We start from the raw sequence: 22,348 nt of genomic DNA on the forward strand, positions 1-22,348 counted from the left end.
CGGAACGGAGATCAACCCCTCGTTTTGAAAAAGGACTATACTTTTTAATTTGTCACCTTGATGTCATTGACATAATAGTATTTCAACAACATGAAAAGCCGCAATTCTCCATAACAGAGAATCGCGGCTTTTTAAAAGTGGCTGAAGGATTGGAAATATGTATCTTTAATATCTGTTGAGCTTTCGTTCGATGGAATCTAAACGATTATTAACATTCTGTAATTGTTTATACATTTGCCTAAACTGTAAATTTTGATCCTGTGCCTTTGATGTCTTTTCTTGAGCCAATTCCTCTTCCTCCTGTAACGCTAATATTGTGGCGAGGGTTGATAATGAATAACCGAGTGTTAAAACAATTGAAGCAATTACTTCAACTTTAGAGGAGGTTATTTCTCCTGCTAATAAACCAGATTCTTCATTCGTTCCTTCATATTTATGCTTTTTCATTTATCTCCCTCCCATATACAGCTAATATATGGTGGAGAAAGCGGTAGCGTAACTTGTCCTTCATTTTTCACATTGGAGGCTAAAATTCCTTATTAAGGATTTGTAATTTTCTAATAATTTAATTGATTTTTCTAGAAGAATAGAGCATTATAGTAGAAATAAACCTATGTTTTGAGGGGGAATTGTTGTGAATAAGGGCTTTAAATATTGTAAAGAATCCAGAGTTATGCGTACAAGTCGAGTGTTTCCAAACGACGTTAACAATCATAATACACTATTTGGTGGTCGATTAATGAGTGATATTGACCAAGTGGCCTCTATATCTGCTGCAAAGCATAGTCGTAGGGATTGTGTAACAGCCTCAACAGATTCAGTTGACTTCCTTTATCCAATTCGCCCAACGGATTCTGTTTATTTTGAATCCTATGTAACATGGACAGGAACGTCTTCTATGGAGGTGTTCGTAAAGGTTATTTCCGAAAATTTAAAAACGGGGGAGCGGAAGGTTGCAGCAACGGCATTATTAACATTTGTAGCTTTAGATGAAAATAATAAACCCGCACCGGTGCCTCGCGTTATTCCTGAAACAGTGGAGGAGACAAAGCTACATGAAACTGCCGCAGAACGAGCAAAGGCACGCGCAGAGCGGAAAAAAGAAAGTAAAGCGTTAGCTCAGTTTATTTCAATGAATGATCCATGGGATTATCGGCTCGAAATGATGGAAAACTATTATATGTGAAAAAATAGGCATCCGATTAGTAAGCCTTTGCTAATCAGATGCCTTTTCATTTATAGTTCTGTCACCGTTACATCAGGTGCGCCAAAACGTGATTTTGCACCGTGCATCACTGGTCCAACATAGTCATTTAAAGCCCAGCCATGAGCAATTGCAGCAGATACAAACTCTTTTGCCTCTATGACTGCTTCTTTTACTGAAAGACCATTTGCAAGGTTTGCGGTTACAGAGGCCGCAAATGTACAGCCTGCACCATGATTATAAGTGGAAGCCACTTTTTCAGATTCTAATAAATAGAACTTCTCACCATCAAAGAATAAATCCGTTGCTTTTTCAGTGGCTAACGCTTTTCCACCTTTAATGACAATAGCCTTAGCACCTAGCTCATGAATTTTACGAGCTGCTGCTTTCATCTCTTCTATCGTTTTTGGTGTACCTGTTCCAGCTAATTGTCCAGCTTCAAATAAGTTAGGGGTTGTGACCGCAGCTAGTGGCAATAGATATTGAATCATGGCGTCTGTGTTACCAGGGTTTAATACTTCATCCTCGCCTTTACAGACCATTACAGGGTCAATGACAACATTGGATGTACCCGATTTCGCGATAGCATTTCCAGCAATACGAATAATTTCTTCAGTTGACAGCATCCCTGTTTTAATAGCATCGATGCCTGTTGATAGCGCCGTTTCAATTTGTTTTTGCAGAAGTTCTGTTGGTAATGGTGTGACGTTATGTGTCCAACCATTTGGATCCATCGTAACAATTACTGTTAATGCCACCATGCCATATGTTCCGTGTTCCTGAAATGTTTTTAAATCAGCTTGCATCCCTGCACCGCCTGAAGTATCTGAACCAGCAATGGTTAAAGTTTTTTTAAGAGTCATGTGAAAGATCTCCTTTATAGTTGAAAGTTTTAAAATTACCATCTAGTATAGTCTGATTCTGATTCTATAAAAATAGCCAGAATGCTATATTTTTACAGGGTCAGTTCGAATCTTTTTCAGCTGATGTTCAAACATTCGCCGATTTAGAGGAACTCTGGCTAAAGCCCCAAGCCGCAATTATATCGATGCATAATTGATCTGATACTTGAATTCAACATTATTTTTTTGTACCGTTGAAAGAAGAGAAAGGGGCTTATAAAAGATGAAACAAGTATTCCCGAATGACTGGCAAGCAATACTAGCAGAAGAAATGGAAAAAGCATACTATAAAAAACTACGACATTTTGTAGCACATGAATATTCAACACAAACAATTTATCCACCTATGAATGATGTCATGAATGCCTTTAATACAACAGCTTATCGTGATGTGAAGGTTGTTATATTAGGTCAAGATCCTTATCATGGTCCAAATCAAGCACATGGATTGAGTTTCTCAGTAAAGCCGGGAATTCCACATCCGCCTAGTTTACGTAATATGCTGCAAGAATTACAAGACGATGAGGGTTGTCCGATTCCTCAACATGGCACATTAACGAAATGGGCGCAGCAGGGTGTCATGTTATTGAACACAGTTTTAACTGTTCGGGCAGGTCAAGCAAACTCCCATAAAGAACAAGGATGGGAACAATTTACGGATGCTGTGATCGATAAATTAGCAGCAAGATCAGAGCCTATTATTTTTGTGTTGTGGGGCAAGCCGGCACAACGAAAAAAACCATTGATTCGTAAATATTCAACACCTCATGTTATTTTAGAGGCACCTCATCCAAGTCCACTTAGTGCCTATAGAGGTTTTTTTGGTAGTAAACCATATTCTAAGATTAATGCACAGCTACTAGAATGGGGAGAGCAGCCTATTGATTGGTGTCTAGCATAGATTGGCACAAATCGTTTATCTTCATTCAGCAGACTCCCACCTCTTCAAGTGGTGAAATGAATGTCGTTTTGGTTCCTTTTCATGTGGGTGTCCAAACCTGAATGAAGATAAGCCTCCGGCGGATGTCACGGATTTTCAAAGGAATGAATTGTGCAGGCACAATTCAAAATCCGGACGCAATTACACCAAGGCGAAATTGATACACTATTAGATTCGTGATACAGTTACTTATAGAAGAAAGTGAGGGGCAACGATGAAGGTGAATTGTTTCAAATGTCAACATTTTAAAGTAACATGGGACCCGCAAACGCCACGTGCCTGTGCGGCATATGGCTTTAAAACAAAGCAAATACCATCCGTTGTCGTAAAACAATCCTCTGGCATGGACTGTTTAAAATTTGTACCCAAAGCAGAAAGTGGGAGAATGCAATGATTCCTTATCAAGCCGTTATTCAACAACTTGAAAAGCAATTATCAGGTGTGAAGAATGCTGGAAATGAGCAACAAATTCGAGAAGCCTTAACTGCGATTCGAGCATTATGTGATGTAGTATTAGACTCAGCTGAGGGCATATCAAAAGCACAGTCTAAGCATATACCACAAATGTTAGTATCTGAGCCAAAGCCATCAAGTTTATACACAGCAAAAATTGAAGAAGAAGACGGAGCAAATGGTGATTCAATTTTTGATTTTTAACCATTATTAAAGGCAGGGAGAATAACATGAAAAAATTTATCGTGACAGGTGCACTTCATGGCTTTTTAGCAGTAGCATTCGGTGCGTTTGGTGCACATGCGTTAAAGGAAGTTTTAGATGATTATGGTCGGGGTATTTGGGAGACAGCCGTACAATACCAAATGTTTCATGCGACAGGCTTGCTTGTTATTGGCTTATTAATGAGCTCAAAATTATTAGGTGAGGTAAAGCAATTAAATTTAGCTGGTATTTTCTTTAACCTCGGTATTGTCTTCTTTTCAGGCAGTTTATATATATTAGCCATCAGCGGCATTAAAGTATTAGGAGCTATTACCCCAATTGGCGGTGTACTATTTTTAGCAGGGTGGGTGCTCATTATCTTAACTGCTCTTAAACATGCTCGATAAAATTTTTGAGCAGTGATTCAACTTCTCGCTTATGCAGAATGAAAAATTAAACACTTTACTCCTTCGCATTATTTGTGAGGGGGTTTTTAGTTATAGCAACTATTGAAAGCTCAAAAAAATTATTCTATCAATCTTCATTTTAATTCCTATTGTTTTTGTAAGGATTTATAGTACACTATTATTACCAAAAGAGTTCGAGTTTGAGAAAGTGAGGATTGTGGAATTATGGATAAATTATTTACATTACTTGATCATAATTTTGATGAAATGGTTGCCATTCGTCGACATTTACATGAGTATCCGGAATTATCCTTTGAAGAGGTGGAAACACCAGCATATATAGCAGCCTATCATCGTGCATTAGGGCATGATGTTCGTGAGCAGGTAGGAGAGAGTGGTGTTGTTGCGACATTACGTGGTGGGAAGCCAGGTAAGACGGTGGCGTTACGAGCTGATTTCGATGCATTAGCCATCCAAGAAGAAAATGAGATTCCATATAAATCTAAAATAGATGGTAAAATGCATGCCTGTGGTCATGATGGTCATACAGCAACATTATTAGGACTTGCGAAGGCATTAAATGCGATTAAAGAGGAAATTGTAGGAAATGTAGTATTTATTCATCAGCATGCAGAGGAGATTGCCCCAGGTGGAGCAAAGCCTATGATAGAGGATGGCTGTCTGGATGGAGTAGATGTTATTTTCGGTACACATTTGTGGGCGCCCACACCAATAGGAGATCTGTTGGTAAGAGGTGGAGCGATTATGGCTGCTGCCGATAAAGTGGAAATTACGATTCAGGGTAAAGGCGGTCATGGGGCAGAACCACATCATTCTATTGATGCAGTTGTGCTTGGATCACAATTTGTTGTAAATGCGCAGCAGCTTATTTCCCGTCGAATAGATCCATTAAAATCAGCAGTGTTAACGCTTGGCCATTTTGAGGCCATAAATCCTTTCAATGTGATTGCTGACCGAGTAGTGCTTGCAGGAACAGTCCGTACATTTGATGAGCAGGTGCGACAGCAGATGGAGGATGAACTGGAGTGTGTATTAAAGGCAACTTGCCAAACCTTTGGTGCAAGCTATGACTATTGCTATACAAGGGGTTATCCGCCTGTTTACAATCATGTGGAGGAGACAGCATTTATTGCACAGCTTGCAAATGATGTACCAGGAGTAGAAAATGTCATAACATGCCCACCATTTATGATTGGTGAAGATTTTGGCTATTACCTAGAAAAAGTACCAGGTACATTTTTCTTTACAGGTGCTAAAAAGCCTGAGTGGGAAGAAGCATATCCACATCATCATGCACGCTTTGATTTTGATGAACGTGCGATGCTAATTGCTGCCAAAACTTTAGGAAAAGCAACTTTACAATACTTACAGAAAAATGAATAGTCAAATGGCATGATAGGAATGTTCCTAACATGCCATTTTTAGTAAGTATCAATAATAACAACAGACTATTATTAGCTAGATAAGCAATGAATTATGGATTCTGATTAAAATAGGACATCTCTTCATCATATTCAGCAAAATCAAAGTAAATCATAGGGAAGAGAAAGCGATGATTTGATTTAAGCTCACGTATAATTACATGATCTCGACCAGCAGCTTCAACTACACCCCGCACAGTTTTAGTGTTTTTTCCTTGCTCAATAGCATGCTCAAAAGAGAAATGGAAGGTAGCTGGTTTTCCACGATTCAAACGCAAAATATTTTCAATATAGGACTCTTCCCGTCCAGGTGGTCGTCCGCTACTTGGAATTGTTACTTGTGGGGGCATTTGTTGCGTTGTCGGTGTCCAATAATATGGCATCATCGATAATCAACCTTCTTTCTTTTAAATTTGTGGACAGTCTTCCTCAGTTGGTGAGAAAAAGCAATGCGATTTATATCTTCCTGTGTTCCATTGACCATACCATTGTGCTGGACAAGCTCCTTCAGGTCTAAAAAACCAGAGGGAGCGGGTTGCAGGATGGAACCGTTCACCTTGAATCACTCGTTTTGCTAAACGAATATCTAGATCACGTGCTCGTTGATAAAAGTAACCCTTTTGTGTTGCCTCGAAGCCTCCTGGACGCTGATAAACCATTTGTTCAATTGTACGAATATCTCCAAAATCTAGGCAATCCCCTCGTACGCGGTTGACGCCTACGTTGCCAACCATCAGCATACCTAATTCTCCTTCACCTTCTGCCTCAGCACGCATAAGCCTTGCAAGCATTGCTGTTTGTGCATCATTGGTCTTTATAACAGCGATTTACATTCCTCCTCGCAGACAGTATATGCATGGAGGCATTGTAGACATGTTTATTTTCATGATAAAGATCATCACATTTCAAAGTTAGTAAGCATATATTAGTCATAACGAGTAGTCTGTAAAAAAATAGGGTAAGATCATTTAAAACCTTAGATATTTTTTAAAAAAATTGGGTAAATAGAGAATAGCTAATATATAGGGAACATGAGATCATTTACGCCCCAGCGTAATTGCGTCCGGATTTTTTTTGAGCTCGCTCATCCGCAGGGGGCTTTATCTTGACTCAGCGATGATTTGTACACCGCTGAATAGGGAGAACGTCGCATCATCTTACCATTTATAGAGGTGGGAGTCTTCTGTATCTGCCGCTGCCGCTACGTTTACGCGCAAAACATCTGCCGCTATGTTTTAGATACAAAAACATTTGCTGAATCAAGATAAAAGTTGCATGTGTATTGAATACATGTGAGGTGACAGGAAATGGAGATTGGTGTTTGGTTTGGTATTTTATTGAGTGCTGTGCTGGCGTTTTTATTAGGTGATTTTTACGGACAGCCACTCCATTGGTATCTTTTTATTTTAATCATCGTTATTGGTTTTTTTATCAATACGATTATATTGATATTAAAGGTGAAGGATGAAAGATCCTGAGGGTTAAAGTAATATGAAAATAAGAAAGTGTCATCGTAGTAAAGGTGACACTTTCTTATTTTTGTTATTGAAAAGATAAAAACTTTTGTATGACAAGTATATTGAAAATAAACAATGACATACTAAAATGGAAAAATATTTTTTGCTTTCATGAAGGAGTGTTACAATGCGTATTTTTGGTATGTTTGTAGCAATTATCGTAAGTGCATTCATAGCTGTAGGTATAGCAGAATTTTACCATCAACCATATAACTGGTATTTAGTTTTCCTAATGATTCTAACTGGTTTTTTTATTCATACCATTATTTTAATATTGGAATCAGAAGCAAGTGAAGAAAATGAATTTTAAAAAATGCGAGTCCATTTTAGGGCTCGCATTTTTTAGGATTAGACTGTTAAGAATTTCACTAGTTTTTCGTTATCGAGAAGGTTACCAACGAAGAATGCACCGAACTCCCCGTAACGAGCAGAAACTTCATCGAAGCGCATTTCGTATACTAATTTTTTAAATTGTAATACGTCGTCTGCGAATAATGTTACGCCCCATTCATGATCATCGAAGCCAACAGAACCGGTGATGATTTGTTTTACTTTACCAGCATAGCCACGACCAATCATACCGTGAGAACGCATTAATGATTTACGCTCATCCATTGAAAGCATATACCAGTTATCATTGCCCTGACGACGTTTATCCATTGGATAGAAGCATACATATTTAGAGCGTGGAAGCTCAGGATATAGGCGTGCGCGTACATGTAGATTTTGATATGGATCTTCGTTTGATTCGCCAGCTAAATAGTTGGAAAGCTCTACAACAGATACATAAGAATATGTAGGAATTGTAAAATCAGCAATTGCTAATTTATTAAAATCAGCTTCAAGCTCTTGTAGCTCATCCATTGTTTCACGCAATGTCATAATCATAAAGTCAGCTTTTTGACCAACGATTGCATAAAAGGCATGAGCACCTGTTTTAGCGATATCTGCTTCGTTTAATTTTTCTAAATATGTGACGAATTCTTCTACTGCTGCTTGACGTTCTTCAGCAGAAACGAGTTTCCAAGATGCCCAGTCGATTGAGCGGAAATCATGTAAAGCATACCAACCATCTAAAGTAATTGCTGCTTCATTCATTATTGAAAACACTCCTTTATAAGTGAATAACATTCAATTTTAGTTTATCATAGTTTGTACAAAATCCCTAAATTCATGATTGTATTTCACGAATTTGACACCTTCCACAGATTATGTATGCTTAAGAGAAGAGATGTAAATAGAGGAGCTCTAAGCATGAATAGTATTTTACAACAGCCAATTTGGCGTTTTTACGATCAATCCATTAGTGCAAAACAAAGATCGCCACTTGAATCCTTTGCAACGGATGATACTTTATGTCAGTTAGTGGGACAATTAGCTTCTCCGCCAACTATTCGTACATGGGTACATGATGCATCCGTTGTCCTTGGTATTCAGGATCATCGCTTACCTTATGTACAACAGGGAATGGAGTTACTCAAAGCACATGCCTATCAACCTATCGTACGTAATTCGGGAGGTTTAGCAGTAGTCCTAGATGCAGGAGTATTAAATATTTCAATCGTTTTATCTGAACAAACAGAAGCATTAAGCATCAATGATGGCTATGATGTAATGGTTGCCCTAATCAAAGGATTATTGCCTGAGGTAGCAGATAGAATTGAAGCCTATGAAATTATAGGTTCCTATTGCCCAGGTTCCTATGATTTAAGTATTGATGGGAAGAAATTTGCAGGTATTTCGCAAAGGCGCTTACGTCAAGGAGTAGCTGTGCAAATTTATCTATGTATTGAAGGAAGCGGTTCTGAACGAGCAGCGCTTATTCGAGATTTTTATGAGAAAAGTTTACAGGGAGAGGAAACAAAATTTACGTATCCTAGCATTGACCCTAGTGTAATGGCTTCACTGTCAGAGCTTGTTGATGCAACTTTAACGGTGGAAGCAGTAATCATTCGATTACAGCAGCTTATTCATAGTATGACTGAAGAAATACGATTTGAATCTTTTCATGATGAGGAACTTCCGTTATATGCATTCTATTTACAACGAATATTAGAGCGCAATACGAAAATGCTCGCACCTAAATAAATAGAAGCAACAAAGGAAAAAGCGATGCTGCTAACTAAGCGCATCGCCATTTTCTTGATAATTAGAGCTGCTTACAACAAGATTTCCGTTTTTCTCCATTTTGAAAACAGGTGCAATTCGTTCTTCCTCTTCATCTAGTGTTACAAGTCGTCTAGCGCGGTTCATAATTTGTACAAATTGCTCGTAATCTTTGCGAATTGCTCTATTCTCTTCTTCTAACTGAGTAATGGTTTTTTCTAGTTTTTTATTTTTCTCAGATGTTACATGTACTAGCTGTCTCCATTTTGTAGACTCATTACCTAGCTCACCAGAATGCTGTAAACGTAGTAAGTAGGCTATGACAATATCAAGAGATAGTGCAGATAACGGAATGGATTTACCCTCTGCGGCACTGCTATTGACTGTAAACATACTAGAGGCACGTCGTCTTGCTGGTGCACCCAACACTCGCATTCTCTCTTTTCTTTCTTTTTTCGCTTCAGCTAATTGCTCCTCATATTCCTTGCGAACAACAGCATTCCAACGAAAACCACAGGCAGCGGCAGTACGATTTAACGCATCCCCTGCTTCTTCAAAAGCATTTAACTGTGTACTACCCTCTGTTACGTGGCGAATGACCGCCTCTGCTAATAATTCATCATTTTCTTGTAACCAAGCATCTTGTCTTACTTTACTCATATAAAATCCTCCCACCTTTATTTGGAACTTCTTTATTTAAGACTAGCATGACCAATCTTTTAACCTTTTATTCATCTATGTGGAAGGAATTATGCTTGAATACAAGGTGAAAAGTGCGATACAATACCCGATGTAGGTTTGTACGCATGCTGCATACTTAAATATGTGAAGGTCATGCGTTCAATAAAAGTGAAGTTTTGAATGAAAAAATACTATATAGAAAGGGTTGTTGACAAAATGGCAAACGAATTTAAAGTTTGCGATGAATGTCAGGCCGTTAACTTAAAAACGTTAATTCCAAAATTAAAGGAAATCGATCCTGATGCAACCATCGAAATCGGCTGTCATTCCTATTGTGGCCCAGGACGTAAAAAAACATTTACCTTTGTGAATAGCCGCCCTGTTGCAGCCTTAACGGAAGAAGAGCTTATGGAAAAGGTATTGGCAAAATTAAAGAAATAAGTAAAACAAACATGCTATCTTCACTTGTTGAGGATAGTTTTTGTTTTCTTTAAGATGTTTAGGTATTTATAATCTTGAGAGAGCAATTAAATATAAATTAGCATTTTTATTAGGTCAATAGAAATCTAATTTTTTACGAATTTCCAATGATTTAGGTTGATAGTCTCTATAAAGTAAGAGAAATATGTATGCTAGTCCAATATTTATCGCATATAATAGAACAAATACGAAACGGGGGTGCTGTACAAATGACACATTATGCAAAAGCTAAATTGCAAGAGGAGAAAGTATTTAAGGACCCAGTGCATCGCTATGTGCATGTACGGGATCAGGTGATTTGGGATTTAGTGGGGACGAGAGAATTTCAACGATTACGTAGAATTCGTCAGCTAGGTACAACATTTTTAGTATTCCATGGGGCGGAGCACAGCCGCTTTAGTCATTCACTTGGTGTTTATGAGATTGTACGTCGTATAGTAGATGATATATTTGCTGGTCGTCCAGAGTGGGACGAAGAAGAACGACTTCTTGTGCTTTGTGCAGCCCTATTACATGATCTAGGACATGGACCATTTTCACATGCTTTTGAAAATGTCTTTGAGCTAGACCATGAATTTTATACAAGACAAATTTTACTGGGTAATACGGAAGTTAATGCAGTCTTAAAGAAAGTTGCTGCTGATTTCCCAGAGAAAGTATCTCAAGTCATTGAAAAAACCTATCCAAATAAGCAAGTCGTCAGCCTAATATCCAGTCAAATTGATGCTGATCGTATGGATTACCTACAGCGTGATGCCTATTTCACTGGCGTCAGCTACGGCCATTTTGATATGGAGCGAATCTTAAGAGTTATGCGCCCACGAAAAAATCAAGTGGTTATTAAGGCAACTGGTATGCATGCAGTGGAAGATTATATTATGAGCCGCTATCAAATGTACCTGCAAATTTATTTTCATCCTGTTTCTCGAAGTGCAGAGGTTATTTTAAATAATATTTTAAAGCGAGCCAAGCAATTAAGCTTAGATAGCTATTATTTTAAGCACGAACCTACACATTTTAAAGCATTTTTCCGCAATTCTATTACGCTTGAGGACTATCTTGCGTTAGATGAAAGCATTCTTTTTACATATTTTCAACTTTGGATGCAAGAAGATGATGCTATCTTAAGTGATTTAAGTCGCCGTTTTGTGAATCGTAAGCTATTCCAGTACATTGATTTAGATCCAGGGGTAGAGTTGGACAAATATCAAAAACTACAAAAGCTTTTCAAGCAAGCGGAGTTAGATCCAGAATATTATCTTGTCCACGATACGACAGCAGATTTACCATATGATTTTTATCGACCAGGTGAGGAAGAAGTGCGAGTTCCGATTTTTTTAGAAATGAAAACCGGAGAGTTACGAGAGCTGTCACGTGAATCGATTATCGTCGATTCCATTTCTGGTCGTATGAAACGAGATCATAAAATATATTTCCCTTTAGATTTTTTAGAGAATGATCAGACACATGCTACGGTAAAGAAAGAAATTTTAAAGTTGTTAAAAGGAAAAGGGAAAAATAAATCCTAGAATAAATTTAAAATGTATAAATTTTGTATATCTATTTTTATTTTTACCTATATTTGTAATGAGAGCAGTGAACAAACCCAACTCGAGTGATTGTTTACTGTTTTTATTTTTGCATAAAAATCAATATATTTGGAAAAAAATAGATTTATTTGGAATTATGTAAATGAAAAATATGGAATTGTTTAGAATTTGTTCAGTAGCGCTTTTTATAATGAGACTAAAACCCTAAAGGGGGTGAGGCCCATTTTAAAAGGCATCACAGTGTTAGTAAAATTGATACAAGTAGCTGTACAAGGACACATTGGTCATCATGATTACCAAGACGTGTAGGATGTATTTACCCTTGACGACAACTTAAATGAAGGAAAGAGAGACCAGCCTAATGTTTGTGGCATTCCTTTCCAACATAATGAAAGGATGCAACGTCGTCAGCAAACACCAACAGGTATCTCTCTGAACTTAGAAAAGGAGAGAAACATGAAGAAATTTAATATAGCAATAATTATATTGCTACTAGTCTTTCAAACAGTGCTTTCACCAATTTCAGTGTTTGCAGACGAGGGCCAACCTCCTGTGACACCTCCATCTGAATCTAGCGGAGATGCTGGAACTGGTTCTGGTGGCGAGGGAGATGACCCAAATGTAACAAGTGGAGATACCGCTGAAGTGACGGCTCCGGAGGATGAAGTTCAATCATTGATAATGCCGTTAGCAGCACCATTACCTCCTGTAGATTTAACTGCCTCAGCACGATTAGAGGTATTTGAATTAAAAATTAATGGTACTAATGTAGTACCACCAGCATTTACAACGGAGTTAGCACAAAATCAACAAGCAAATGGAAAATTTATTTTCAAGGTTGATTTGCCAGGTGATGTGAAGACTGGGGATTTTTTCACCTACTCATTGCCAGCCTCGTTAATAGATTTTAATGGTGCATTCCATGGACAAAAAAATTCAACTGCTGTTTCACCAGCATTTAAATGGGAAACAACTGGTAGCCAAGTTACTGTTACAATAACTGAAGATCCATCTGAGGATATTGCAGGCTCTAATGATGTTGGGTTTGAGATGAACTTTACATCTGGTTTTAATCTATTTGGCAATAATATAGAACAGGACTTAGAAATACCTTTAGCTGGTGGAGGAACAGATATTGTTAAACTGACATTCCTTCCAACTACTAGCGGTGAAAAAATTGTGTCCAAGGAATCAAAAGGCGTTACAATTGATGACGGTGACCGTATTATTGACTGGGAAGTATGGGTTAATAAAGCTGGTAAAAATTTGAATAATGCAACTATAAAAGACACACCAAAAGCAGGTCATGTAATTGTGCCAAATTCTGTTACAGTTGAGACGTATGAAGTGGGCTTAACTGGTGTAGCAGCAACAGCTACAGGAACACAATCAAACCAAAATTTCGAAGATCTTGTGCTAGATGGTAGAAATGCATATAAAATCAAATATCAAACAAAAGTGAACTTACCAATTGCAGAGCAAGAGGGAACAAAAGAATTTTCGAATTCAATTACATTAACTGATCCTACCTATGGAGATTCAGATACTAAAAAAGCATCAACTACGTATGGTAAGGCATTAGAAAAAAGTTTAGATGGCACAAAAACAAGCAATAACTATATATCTTCATGGGAAGTTCGTTACAACTATAATCAAGCAGCGATTGACCAAGCAGACGCTTGGATAGAAGATACGCTACCAACAGGTCATGTCATTGATACAAATACGATTAAAGTATATGCAATGACAGTGAATGATACAGGTACGGCTACTGGAGCAGGCACAGAAATTGATGCGACAGAATATCAAGTAAATCCTATTATAAATAGTGGGCGTACAGATGGCTTTACACTAGTATTTAACAATTCTATTACAAAAGCATATCGCATCACATATGATGCAAAATTGCCAAATGATTTCTATAGTAATAATGCAACAACGATGACAAACTCGGTCATTAGTGGTTCTGTAGCACAAGCAAAACCAGCTACACATACCTTGACAGAAGGAATCTTAACAAAATCCCGTACAGTGGATACAAATAAAAAAGAAATCACATGGACAATTACTGTAAAGGCAGATAATGATACTGCTGATGGAAAAGATATTACTGGTTTAACAATTGCCGATACATTTACAGAGGGATCTCACAATGCACCGCATACACTAGTGGATGCGAATAATGACAGTGTAATAAATGCCTCTGATATTACTGTATCGAATATGACAGGGCAGAATATTTCTATTGATGCCAATGGCTTTACATTAACTGGCGGTACAGTGGCTAAGGGACAAACAGCAACAATCACTTATAAAACGGCCTATGAAATTTTGCCAGATGGTTCTGTTCATGAGCAAGGTTATGGCAATAAAGCAATTGCTAGCTGGACAACAGATAAACCGTATAGTGTTGAGAAATTAGCTCACTACAAACCTGAATCAAACTCAGTTAACAACGGTCGTAAACAAGGTAAGTATGACTACGTTGACCAAGTGTTTAACTGGGATATTAAAGTCAATATTAATAAGCAAAACATTAACAATGCAGTGCTTCATGATGTAATTGGTGAAGGGCATGTAATTGTACCAGGTACATTTAAGGTAAAAGAATTTACATTGGATACTACAGATAATGATGAAAATGGTACTGAAGGTGCAGATTTACCGGCTGGCTTATATTCATTAGATATTCCGTCTGATAATAAAAGCTTTACACTTACTTTAGCTAATGATTTAGGGGCTGCGAATAACAAAGTATATATTGTTAAATACCAAACTAAGGACTCTGACAATATCATTGGTATTGAGTCTAGTAACAAAGCTGACAAGAACAAATCATATACAAACACGGCAACCTTTACGACAAATGTAGGTGGAATTCCGAAAGTTTACAATTTACCTGCAGTACCTGTTCCTGTAAACTATGCGAATAAATTAATTGAAAAAGGTAATCCAAGTTCTAACAGTAATCAGACTACAACAGCTCCTGGTAGTAACTCTACTACTGAGCGTTTAACGTGGACGCTAAATGTCAATCGTTCATTATCTACATTAGGTGAAGTAAAAGTTGAGGATGTACCATCGGGGAATCAAATGCTGTTAAAAGAGACAATTCAAGTAAGAAAAAATGCCGTGAATAAGGATACAGGCATCTCTTCTAGTGGAAGTTGGTCAACGCCTGCTTCTTTAGGATTTACAGTTACATTTACAGCAAATGGCGGATTTGAAATTGACTTTGGTGTATTAAATAAAGAAAGTTATCAAATTCAATATCAAACACTTGTACTTGGTAAACAGAATGATCCTTTTAGCAACGATGCAAAAATTAACTTTGGCTTTGCAACGGCAAACAACCAAGAAAAAGAAGCAAAATATAATGGTAACTTTAGTTTTAGTGCATCGGATGCAGATTTCTCGTTAACAAAAGGAAACTTGAAATTTAATAAGGTCGGCTTAAACGTATTAACAGGTATCAAAAAACCATTACCGGATGTAGAATTTGATTTAGTTAAAATGGTAAAGGGATCACCATATATTGTGGCAACTGCAACATCTGATACAAATGGTAATGTAATATTCGAAGATGTTAACTATGCAAACTATATTGTTAGAGAGAAAAATGAGCCAACAGGCTATGCCCTAATGAATGACTATACAATTAAATTAGATGCAACGACTGATACAAAGTTAGCTGCCAATGCTACAAAAGTTATCGAACTTGTCAATAATGAACAGGTTGATACTTCTAATGCCTGTCCTGCATTCACATTAACTATGAAGGATATTGACGGAAATGTAGTAGCTAATAAAGCTATTAATTTAGTAGATAGTAATGGTGCTACTAAATACACGGGTACTACAAATGCTATAGGGCAAGTATCTGATATTAAACGACCAGGAACGGGTGGTAAAGAGGTTCAAGCTGGTCAATATAAGGTATTAGATGCAATTACAAATGTAGAGTTAGGTACTGTTCTTGTGAAATATGGTAACGGGCAATGTCATGGTGAAGTACAACCAACAAACTCATGTCCAATATTCACAATTACGGTGAATGATGAGCAGAATAATCCACGTCCTAACGTGACAGTATCATTAAAAAATGCAAGTAATACAGTTATTACGACTACAACAACAGATGGCAATGGTCAATTTACTGTTCCATCCACAACACCGTCAGGGACGTATAAACTTTATGAAGGTACTGTTTTCCTAGGAAATGTAACGATAAGCTACCAAAATGGCAATTGTGGTGCTGTAATCACACAGGCACCAACATGTGAAACGTTTACATTAACTGTAAATGATGTAGACGGTAAACCACGTCCAGGTGTAACGGTGGAAATTAAGGATAAAAACAATCCAAATGCTGTAGTTCCACAACCTAATGGTGTCACTGATGTAGATGGTAAAGTAACAATTACGAATCTTCCATCTGGTGAATATGAAGTATATGAAAATGGTGAGAAAATTAACGGATTTACAGTTGATACGGACTGTGAAGGAACAGTTCAACCATTACCAGCATGTCCAGTATTCACGCTAACAGTGAAAGATGAGGATGGTATTTTAGCTGAAGGCACAGAAGTAACAATTACCAACAAAGCAACGAATAATTCGTTTACTGCAACGGTTGGTAAAAACGGTGAAGTGACATTCCCGTCAGCAACAACGCCTTCTGGTAAATATGAAGTAAGCATTACAGCATCAGGGAAAGTACTTGATGAATTTGATGTAACGTATTCAGGCAACTGTAAGGATACTGCTGAAAAACCTCGTGCATGTGATATTTTCACGATTACAGTAAAAGATACAGATGGTAGCTTGAAAGGAAATATGAAAGTCATCATTGAAGATAGCAATGGAAATGTTGTGACAACTGGTCAAACAGATGCTAACGGTGAAATTAAGTTACCGCAAAACCAAGAACCAGGTATGTACACAGTCTATGAAGAAACTGATAGCGGTGCAAAAGGTGATAAAATTGGAGAAGTGAAAGTCACGTATACAGATGGCTGTAAAGGTGAAGTTCAGAAAAATTCTTGTCCAGTTTACACATTAACAATTAATGATAATAACCTTAAGCCAGTTGGTGCAAATGTTTTAATCGTGATTAAAAACCAAGCTGGAGAAGTAGTGACATCTGGCAAAACAGATGCAGCAGGTAAAATTGTATTTGAAGATAAGACGAAGCTACAACAAGGACAAAATTACGTAGTATATAATGAAGCTGGTATTAAATTGGGCGATATTACAGTAAGCTATATGGATAACATTTGTGGAGCAACTGTGCAAATTCCATATAATGCATGTCCAATTTTCACACTTACAGTTCAAGATTTATATGGTAATGGTCGTTCAAATGTAGCATTCACAATTAAAGATTTTTATCATAACACGATTGCCTCTGGTAAGACGAATGAACAAGGTGTGGGAACAATTCCTTATACAGTTCAACCAGGAATTTACAATGTGTATGAAGGTAATGTGTTATTAGGTACAATTACTGTAACTAATGTATGTTCAGGATTAGTAAAACCATCTTATACAGGTGGTGGTGGCTGGATACCGCCTAATCCAGATCCAGGCAAGCCAGTTGATCCAACACCGAACCCAGGAAAACCGGGTGAACCAACGGATCCAACAACAAACCCAGGCAAACCGGGTAAACCAACGGATCCAACAACAAACCCAGGTAAACCAGGTGAACCAACGGATCCAACAACAAACCCAGGCAAACCGGGTGAACCAACGGATCCAACAACAAACCCAGGCAAACCGGGTGAACCAACGGATCCAACAACAAACCCAGGTAAACCAGGTGAACCAACGGATCCAACAACAAACCCAGGTAAGCCGGGTGAACCAACGAATCCAACAACAAACCCAGGCAAACCGGGTGAACCAACGAATCCAACGACAAACCCAAGCAAGCCGGGTGAACCAACGAATTCAAATAATTCAGCGACTCCTGGAAAAACAGAAGCATCTAAACCTTCTGTGCAAAATGTCATTGATCAAGGGAAAAGCTTACCGCCATATAATCCAACTAAAGCAACAAAAGACACGCTAGATGCGTATAAGGATTTCCTCAATAAATATAGTCTATTAACAAAAGAGGAACAGTCAGATGTTGCAGAATCTCTTGATATTGACAAAATTAAAACGGATGCAAAGCGACTAGAAAATCAATTAAAAGCACAAGGTAAACTACCACAGACGGATGGTGCAGATCAAACTGCACTTACACTGATTGGTGTAGCACTTATTCTTGGTGCATTATTCTTCTTACGTCGCCGCAACGCTGATATCAAATAATTATTTAAAAGAAGCCCCCGAGACTATTTAATCTTGGGGGCTTCGTCAATTTTTAAAATGCCTCTGATAGCTTTTCAGGTGCTTCATCAAAAGGATATTGCTGAACAAAATCAGCTTGTATAGCAAGGCGCTTTGTTCCATTATCAGCGCATGTAATGAGTGTTAAAACGGTTTTATTCGGGATATCATTAATTACATAAACATCTGTTGCAGCAATGACCTTCTTTGTTGTTAATTGGTATTCGTAAATATTGGTTAAATCCGTTATATAAACTGAATCCCCTATGCTTGCTTTATAAAGCGGACTGAATAAAATATCCTTTTCTTCGAAATAATGTCCTGCTAGGGCGTAGTTTCCTTGCCCAAGGCTTTGATTTGGCTTCATGGTACCTGCTCCTACGGCTAGGGCAACATTTCCAACTCCTTTAACGATAGGAAGCTGCATATCCACACTTGGTACAGCAATACTACCGATAACAGGCATTTTATTTGCCATTGTTTGAGCCTTTAACACTTCTGCTATGGACAACGATTGTACATCCTCAAATATATAATCTACATCAACCTGATTGTTCTTTTCAATCTCTTCTGCACTAATTTCAGTAGTATTCAATTGATGGCTTAAATGGGCAATGATTGCATTTTGAATGGGGTTGATAAAAATAAGTAAAAGGCCAACGATGAGCATAGAGATGAGTAATGTTAGTTTCAGTTTATTCATTACATAGATCACATCCTTGTCTTGAAATAGAGGGTTTTGCTCCAGCTTCTTATGCTCATTTTAAAAATGGGTAGAGCGCTAGGCTGCTCTACCCATCATACTTTTTTATTTATCGCTGAAACGAATGCCTGCAACGCCGTAATGGTTTTTAGACATTTCTTCGATAAAAACAGTTACGTTTTCTGCTGGCGCGTTTACTGTACGAGAAACAGCTTCTGTTACTTCTTTTACTAGGGCGCGCTTTTGCTCCTCTGTGCGGCCTTCTAGCATTTTCACTGTTACGTATGGCATAATATTGCCTCCTTTATAGAATAATGTTGTATAGTTAGGTTATAAGAAAGTAATAACTTCTTACTTAAATTTAGGCATTTGCGCTGTATTAATGTTGCTTTCACTGTGACATCCATGCGCATAATATGCTTTACTTTATAATAGCAGAATGGAGGGTTTTAAAGTATGGCAAATGAAGAAAAAGCAAAACAAAAAATGGGTTTTACAATTATCAAAAATGATCCAACAGACGGACATAAAGGATTTGGCATTGGCTCGCTTTCGCTAGAAAACGTATCGCCAGTCATTCTTGACATAGAAGAGGGGACAGCATCCGTTGAAATCGGGGCTATGCATGCACGGAGTGATGTGGAACGAGGCATTAAATTTACGACAAATCGTGCTGATTCCGAAGGTGGTAAACCTTATTGGCTAGTATGGGTGACGATTGATCATAAAGAGGATGGACCTTACTATGCAGGTGTAACTGCATGTGAAATGGTGATTAACCGAGAAAAACGTCGCGGCTATAAAATTTTAGCTGATCATGTTAATAAAATGGATAAATCCATGAAGCGCCATATTATTGTAAATCATATGGATGCACCTTCCAAAAAAGTGTTAGCTTCCTTCCTAGAAGGGCTTAATCCGGACCTTTGGGCACGCAGTGAGGAGCAATTGCGTCAAGACTTATTTGCATAATAGACCTACAATGATTGAACAATCTGTGACATTTTGCAATCGCTTTCGATATAAGGTTGAAAGTAGGTTTGAAACAAAGTAAACTTGATGCAGAGCTTACATTTTAGTAAGCTAGGACACTTGGTTCTGCGAATAGTGATGAGCGCTATGTGGCATTTGAACAACCCAAACCCAAGCCAAATGCCCCATGATGCTCATCCATTTCGCGAACCATAAATAAGAAAAGCTTTCTGTTCCCACGGACACGTCTCCGGGGAAGAGAAAGCTTTTCTTTTTCGTATATGTCTATATTTCTTTGTCGAGAGCCTTCATTGAATTAGAACGTCTAGGGACATGGAAGGTTCCCAATGCTCCGCTAATTTTTAAAAATAGAGAACGGGAGCATATTCCAGAATTCTCCCCATGTGTCAGTATCGAGAATATCAAAATTTGTGCATTTTTCAGTTGGCACATCCTTTGCATCCAAATATACAAGACGCTGTTTAGGACATGCATCAGTTGCAAGCTTGCCAGTCTCAATATCAACTACAACACCTTTAACGTTTTTAGGTTTTACGAAATCTTCGTTCTTTGTACCTTTATTAACAGTCTCCATAAAATCAATCCATATTTTCTTTGTAGCAGCAGTATCTTCTTTTGCCGTTAAATTTTTGCCCTGATCGTAGCCATTCCACACACCAGCAGTTAAGCTAGGGGTAAATCCAATGAGCCATTGATCGCTATTTGTAGAGCCTGATTTTGCAGCATACGTATGTGTCATACGAGAGCGAATACTTATCCCAGTAGCAGGAGAATAGTCACTAAATACAGGATCAAAAATACCTGTCATCATTTCTGTTAAAATATACGTATTTTCCTTTGAGAGTACTGTTTCAGCTTTAGCACTTACCTCTTTATTTTCATAGATAATGTCACCATGAGCATTTTTAATTGAAATAATAGTAGTTGGTAAAGTTTTTTGCCCCTGTGATGCCAGAACATTATAGGCATTTGTCATCTCATATAAAGTTGTTTCAACTGTTCCGAGTGCAATCGATAAATTGTCCTTTGCACCGATGTTAACATTGAAGCGGCCAGCCATATCGTGAAATGTTTTAAACCCTATTTCCTCTAATGTTTTCACAGCATAAATATTATCAGAGATTGCGATAGCCTGGGCCATAGTCATATCATGTGTTGCAAACTCACCATTTACATTTTTTGGAGCATAGGTTGCTCGTCCATTATCATAAGTGAAGGTCGTCTCACCAACATCCAAAAACGTTAATGGGTTATAGCCATTCTCTAAAGCAGCTGCATATAAAATAGGTTTAATAGTTGAGCCTGGCTGACGTTTTGCCTGTGTAACCCTGTTAAATGAGCTTGTCGCATAGTCACGACCTCCAACAAGTGCCGTAACAGCTCCAGTTTTAGACTCCATGCTGACAAATGAGGCTTGCAGATCATTTGCTGGCAGATTTTTAGCTACAGCCTCCTCTGCGGCTTTTTGATGTCCAGGGTCCAAAGTTGTTTGAATCGTCCAGCCACCTTCGCTAATATCGAGATTTTTTGATTTCAGAATTTCACTAGCCTCTTGCCATGCTACATCAAGAAAATATGGTGCGACAGATTTTGTTGCTACCCAGCTATCATTTTTTAGAACAAGCTGTTCACTTTTCGCACGTGTTTTTTCATCTTGTGTAATAGCGCCTTGATCAGCCATTAGTTTTAAAATAACATGCTGGCGATTTGTAGCTTTTTCTATATTAGCAATAGGAGAATAGATACTTGGTCCTTTCGGTACGCCTGTTAACATTGCTGCCTCTGCTAATGTTAAATCACTTGCAGATTTACCAAAATAAAATCGACTTGCTGCTTCTACACCATACATACCATGTCCGTAATAGACAGTATTTAAGTAGCCCTCTAATATTTCATCCTTATCATAAAAAACTTCTAATCTATAAGCATACAGTGCCTCATTTAATTTTCGTGTCCAAGACTTTTCATGTGAAAGATATAGATTTCGAGCATATTGTTGTGTAATTGTACTTGCTCCTTGAACCTTACTCCCAGCTTTAAGATCGATTAACACAGCACCAGCGATACGTGAAAAGTCAAAACCGCTATGCTCATAAAAATCTTTATCCTCAACAGAAACAACTGCTTTTTTTAAGTACGGTGACATTTCATCAAGACTAACCCAGTAACGTCGTTCATTCGTAAAGTGATCCCCAATTTGGTTCTCATTTTCATCTAAGAAAATAGAGGCCTTTGGTACGGTTAAAGGGGGAGCTCCAGCCACTTGCACATAAACGCGTAGAGCTACGAATGCTACTACAATTGCAGATGTAAAGGCGATAAAAAGGGTCAATGTTTTACGTGTACGCTTCACACGTTTTTGTTTACGTTGATAGCTTTTTCTCTTCATCCGACTTCACCTCGTTTTCTCACACTTAGCCATAGTATGTG

The 22,348-nt window shown here is 37.9% G+C and carries 22 protein-coding genes; 13 read left to right on the forward strand and 9 right to left on the reverse strand.

Features of this window, described 5'->3' with window-relative positions:
* Positions 1 to 165 precede the first annotated feature (165 nt).
* Complete coding sequence (locus tag ACQKIM_RS23055; protein WP_427548467.1) at positions 166 to 447, reverse strand: hypothetical protein; 282 nt, start codon at positions 445 to 447, stop codon at positions 166 to 168.
* A gap of 187 nt (positions 448 to 634) precedes the next feature.
* Between ACQKIM_RS23055 and ACQKIM_RS23060 the strand changes: the two genes are divergently transcribed.
* Complete coding sequence (locus ACQKIM_RS23060; protein WP_427548469.1) at positions 635 to 1,186, forward strand: acyl-CoA thioesterase; 552 nt, start codon at positions 635 to 637, stop codon at positions 1,184 to 1,186.
* 50 nt (positions 1,187 to 1,236) lie between these two features.
* On the opposite strand, the gene thiD is transcribed toward ACQKIM_RS23060, so the two are convergent.
* Positions 1,237 to 2,067: a bifunctional hydroxymethylpyrimidine kinase/phosphomethylpyrimidine kinase gene (gene thiD, locus ACQKIM_RS23065; RefSeq protein WP_427548471.1), complete on the reverse strand. Its 831-nt coding sequence runs from the start codon at positions 2,065 to 2,067 to the stop codon at positions 1,237 to 1,239.
* A gap of 262 nt (positions 2,068 to 2,329) precedes the next feature.
* Between thiD and ACQKIM_RS23070 the strand changes: the two genes are divergently transcribed.
* The 5 genes from ACQKIM_RS23070 to ACQKIM_RS23090 all read left to right on the forward strand — a co-directional run bounded on the left by ACQKIM_RS23070 (position 2,330) and on the right by ACQKIM_RS23090 (position 5,514).
* Complete coding sequence (locus tag ACQKIM_RS23070) at positions 2,330 to 3,007, forward strand: uracil-DNA glycosylase (protein ID WP_427548472.1); 678 nt, start codon at positions 2,330 to 2,332, stop codon at positions 3,005 to 3,007.
* Positions 3,008 to 3,260: 253 nt separating this feature from the next.
* Positions 3,261 to 3,440, forward strand: a complete 180-nt coding sequence (locus ACQKIM_RS23075) for a hypothetical protein (protein WP_054770279.1) — start codon at positions 3,261 to 3,263, stop codon at positions 3,438 to 3,440.
* Positions 3,437 to 3,703: a YwdI family protein gene (locus ACQKIM_RS23080; protein ID WP_427548474.1), complete on the forward strand. Its 267-nt coding sequence runs from the start codon at positions 3,437 to 3,439 to the stop codon at positions 3,701 to 3,703. The genes ACQKIM_RS23075 and ACQKIM_RS23080 overlap by 4 nt, the downstream gene beginning before the upstream one ends.
* 26 nt (positions 3,704 to 3,729) lie before the next feature.
* Entirely contained in the window at positions 3,730 to 4,110 is a 381-nt protein-coding gene (locus ACQKIM_RS23085; protein WP_427548475.1) for a DUF423 domain-containing protein, read from the forward strand.
* A 225-nt stretch (positions 4,111 to 4,335) separates the two neighbouring features.
* Positions 4,336 to 5,514: a M20 family metallopeptidase gene (locus tag ACQKIM_RS23090; RefSeq protein WP_427548477.1), complete on the forward strand. Its 1,179-nt coding sequence runs from the start codon at positions 4,336 to 4,338 to the stop codon at positions 5,512 to 5,514.
* A gap of 91 nt (positions 5,515 to 5,605) precedes the next feature.
* Here the strand turns inward: ACQKIM_RS23090 and gerQ are convergent, their stop codons facing one another.
* Positions 5,606 to 5,938 (reverse strand): spore coat protein GerQ, encoded by a 333-nt coding sequence (gerQ, locus tag ACQKIM_RS23095; RefSeq protein ID WP_427548479.1) that lies wholly within the window; start codon positions 5,936 to 5,938, stop codon positions 5,606 to 5,608.
* 21 nt (positions 5,939 to 5,959) lie between these two features.
* A complete protein-coding gene (locus ACQKIM_RS23100; RefSeq protein ID WP_427548481.1) occupies positions 5,960 to 6,343 on the reverse strand; it encodes a cell wall hydrolase in 384 nt (127 codons plus the stop codon).
* A 516-nt stretch (positions 6,344 to 6,859) separates the two neighbouring features.
* Here ACQKIM_RS23100 and ACQKIM_RS23105 point away from each other — a divergent pair.
* Together ACQKIM_RS23105 and ACQKIM_RS23110 are read left to right on the forward strand one after the other, a co-directional pair.
* Complete coding sequence (locus ACQKIM_RS23105; RefSeq protein ID WP_427548483.1) at positions 6,860 to 7,030, forward strand: hypothetical protein; 171 nt, start codon at positions 6,860 to 6,862, stop codon at positions 7,028 to 7,030.
* 166 nt (positions 7,031 to 7,196) lie between these two features.
* Positions 7,197 to 7,379, forward strand: a complete 183-nt coding sequence (locus ACQKIM_RS23110) for a hypothetical protein (RefSeq protein ID WP_427548484.1) — start codon at positions 7,197 to 7,199, stop codon at positions 7,377 to 7,379.
* A 38-nt stretch (positions 7,380 to 7,417) separates the two neighbouring features.
* Here ACQKIM_RS23110 and hemQ read toward each other — a convergent pair whose 3' ends face one another.
* Positions 7,418 to 8,167, reverse strand: coding sequence for a hydrogen peroxide-dependent heme synthase (gene hemQ, locus ACQKIM_RS23115; RefSeq protein WP_427548486.1), 750 nt, complete (start codon positions 8,165 to 8,167; stop codon positions 7,418 to 7,420).
* A gap of 156 nt (positions 8,168 to 8,323) precedes the next feature.
* Here hemQ and ACQKIM_RS23120 point away from each other — a divergent pair, with 156 nt between their 5' ends.
* Entirely contained in the window at positions 8,324 to 9,157 is an 834-nt protein-coding gene (locus ACQKIM_RS23120; RefSeq protein ID WP_427548487.1) for a lipoate--protein ligase family protein, read from the forward strand.
* Between the two features lie 30 nt (positions 9,158 to 9,187).
* Here ACQKIM_RS23120 and ACQKIM_RS23125 read toward each other — a convergent pair whose 3' ends face one another.
* On the reverse strand, positions 9,188 to 9,835 hold the full coding sequence (locus ACQKIM_RS23125) for an RsfA family transcriptional regulator (protein WP_427548489.1): 648 nt from the start codon (positions 9,833 to 9,835) through the stop codon (positions 9,188 to 9,190).
* A gap of 237 nt (positions 9,836 to 10,072) precedes the next feature.
* On the opposite strand from ACQKIM_RS23125, the gene ACQKIM_RS23130 reads away from it, so the two are divergent.
* The 3 genes from ACQKIM_RS23130 to ACQKIM_RS23140 all read left to right on the forward strand — a co-directional run bounded on the left by ACQKIM_RS23130 (position 10,073) and on the right by ACQKIM_RS23140 (position 18,204).
* Complete coding sequence (locus ACQKIM_RS23130; protein WP_049667962.1) at positions 10,073 to 10,297, forward strand: DUF1450 domain-containing protein; 225 nt, start codon at positions 10,073 to 10,075, stop codon at positions 10,295 to 10,297.
* Positions 10,298 to 10,545: 248 nt separating this feature from the next.
* Positions 10,546 to 11,865 carry an HD domain-containing protein gene (locus ACQKIM_RS23135; protein WP_427548516.1) on the forward strand — a complete coding sequence of 440 codons (1,320 nt, stop codon included), beginning with the start codon at positions 10,546 to 10,548 and terminating at the stop codon, positions 11,863 to 11,865.
* Positions 11,866 to 12,342: 477 nt separating this feature from the next.
* Complete coding sequence (locus ACQKIM_RS23140; RefSeq protein WP_427548491.1) at positions 12,343 to 18,204, forward strand: collagen binding domain-containing protein; 5,862 nt, start codon at positions 12,343 to 12,345, stop codon at positions 18,202 to 18,204.
* Between the two features lie 52 nt (positions 18,205 to 18,256).
* Here ACQKIM_RS23140 and ACQKIM_RS23145 read toward each other — a convergent pair whose 3' ends face one another.
* Together ACQKIM_RS23145 and ACQKIM_RS23150 are read right to left on the reverse strand one after the other, a co-directional pair.
* Complete coding sequence (locus ACQKIM_RS23145; RefSeq protein WP_427548493.1) at positions 18,257 to 18,925, reverse strand: class A sortase; 669 nt, start codon at positions 18,923 to 18,925, stop codon at positions 18,257 to 18,259.
* 105 nt (positions 18,926 to 19,030) lie between these two features.
* Positions 19,031 to 19,216 (reverse strand): 2-hydroxymuconate tautomerase, encoded by a 186-nt coding sequence (locus ACQKIM_RS23150; protein ID WP_427548495.1) that lies wholly within the window; start codon positions 19,214 to 19,216, stop codon positions 19,031 to 19,033.
* Between the two features lie 165 nt (positions 19,217 to 19,381).
* Between ACQKIM_RS23150 and ACQKIM_RS23155 the strand changes: the two genes are divergently transcribed.
* Positions 19,382 to 19,897: a YwhD family protein gene (locus tag ACQKIM_RS23155; RefSeq protein WP_427548496.1), complete on the forward strand. Its 516-nt coding sequence runs from the start codon at positions 19,382 to 19,384 to the stop codon at positions 19,895 to 19,897.
* A 355-nt stretch (positions 19,898 to 20,252) separates the two neighbouring features.
* Here the strand turns inward: ACQKIM_RS23155 and ACQKIM_RS23160 are convergent, their stop codons facing one another.
* A complete protein-coding gene (locus ACQKIM_RS23160; RefSeq protein WP_427548498.1) occupies positions 20,253 to 22,307 on the reverse strand; it encodes a transglycosylase domain-containing protein in 2,055 nt (684 codons plus the stop codon).
* Positions 22,308 to 22,348: the final 41 nt, after the last annotated feature.

The organism is Lysinibacillus sp. NPDC047702, assembly GCF_050272555.1.
Lineage (GTDB): Bacteria > Bacillota > Bacilli > Bacillales_A > Planococcaceae > Lysinibacillus.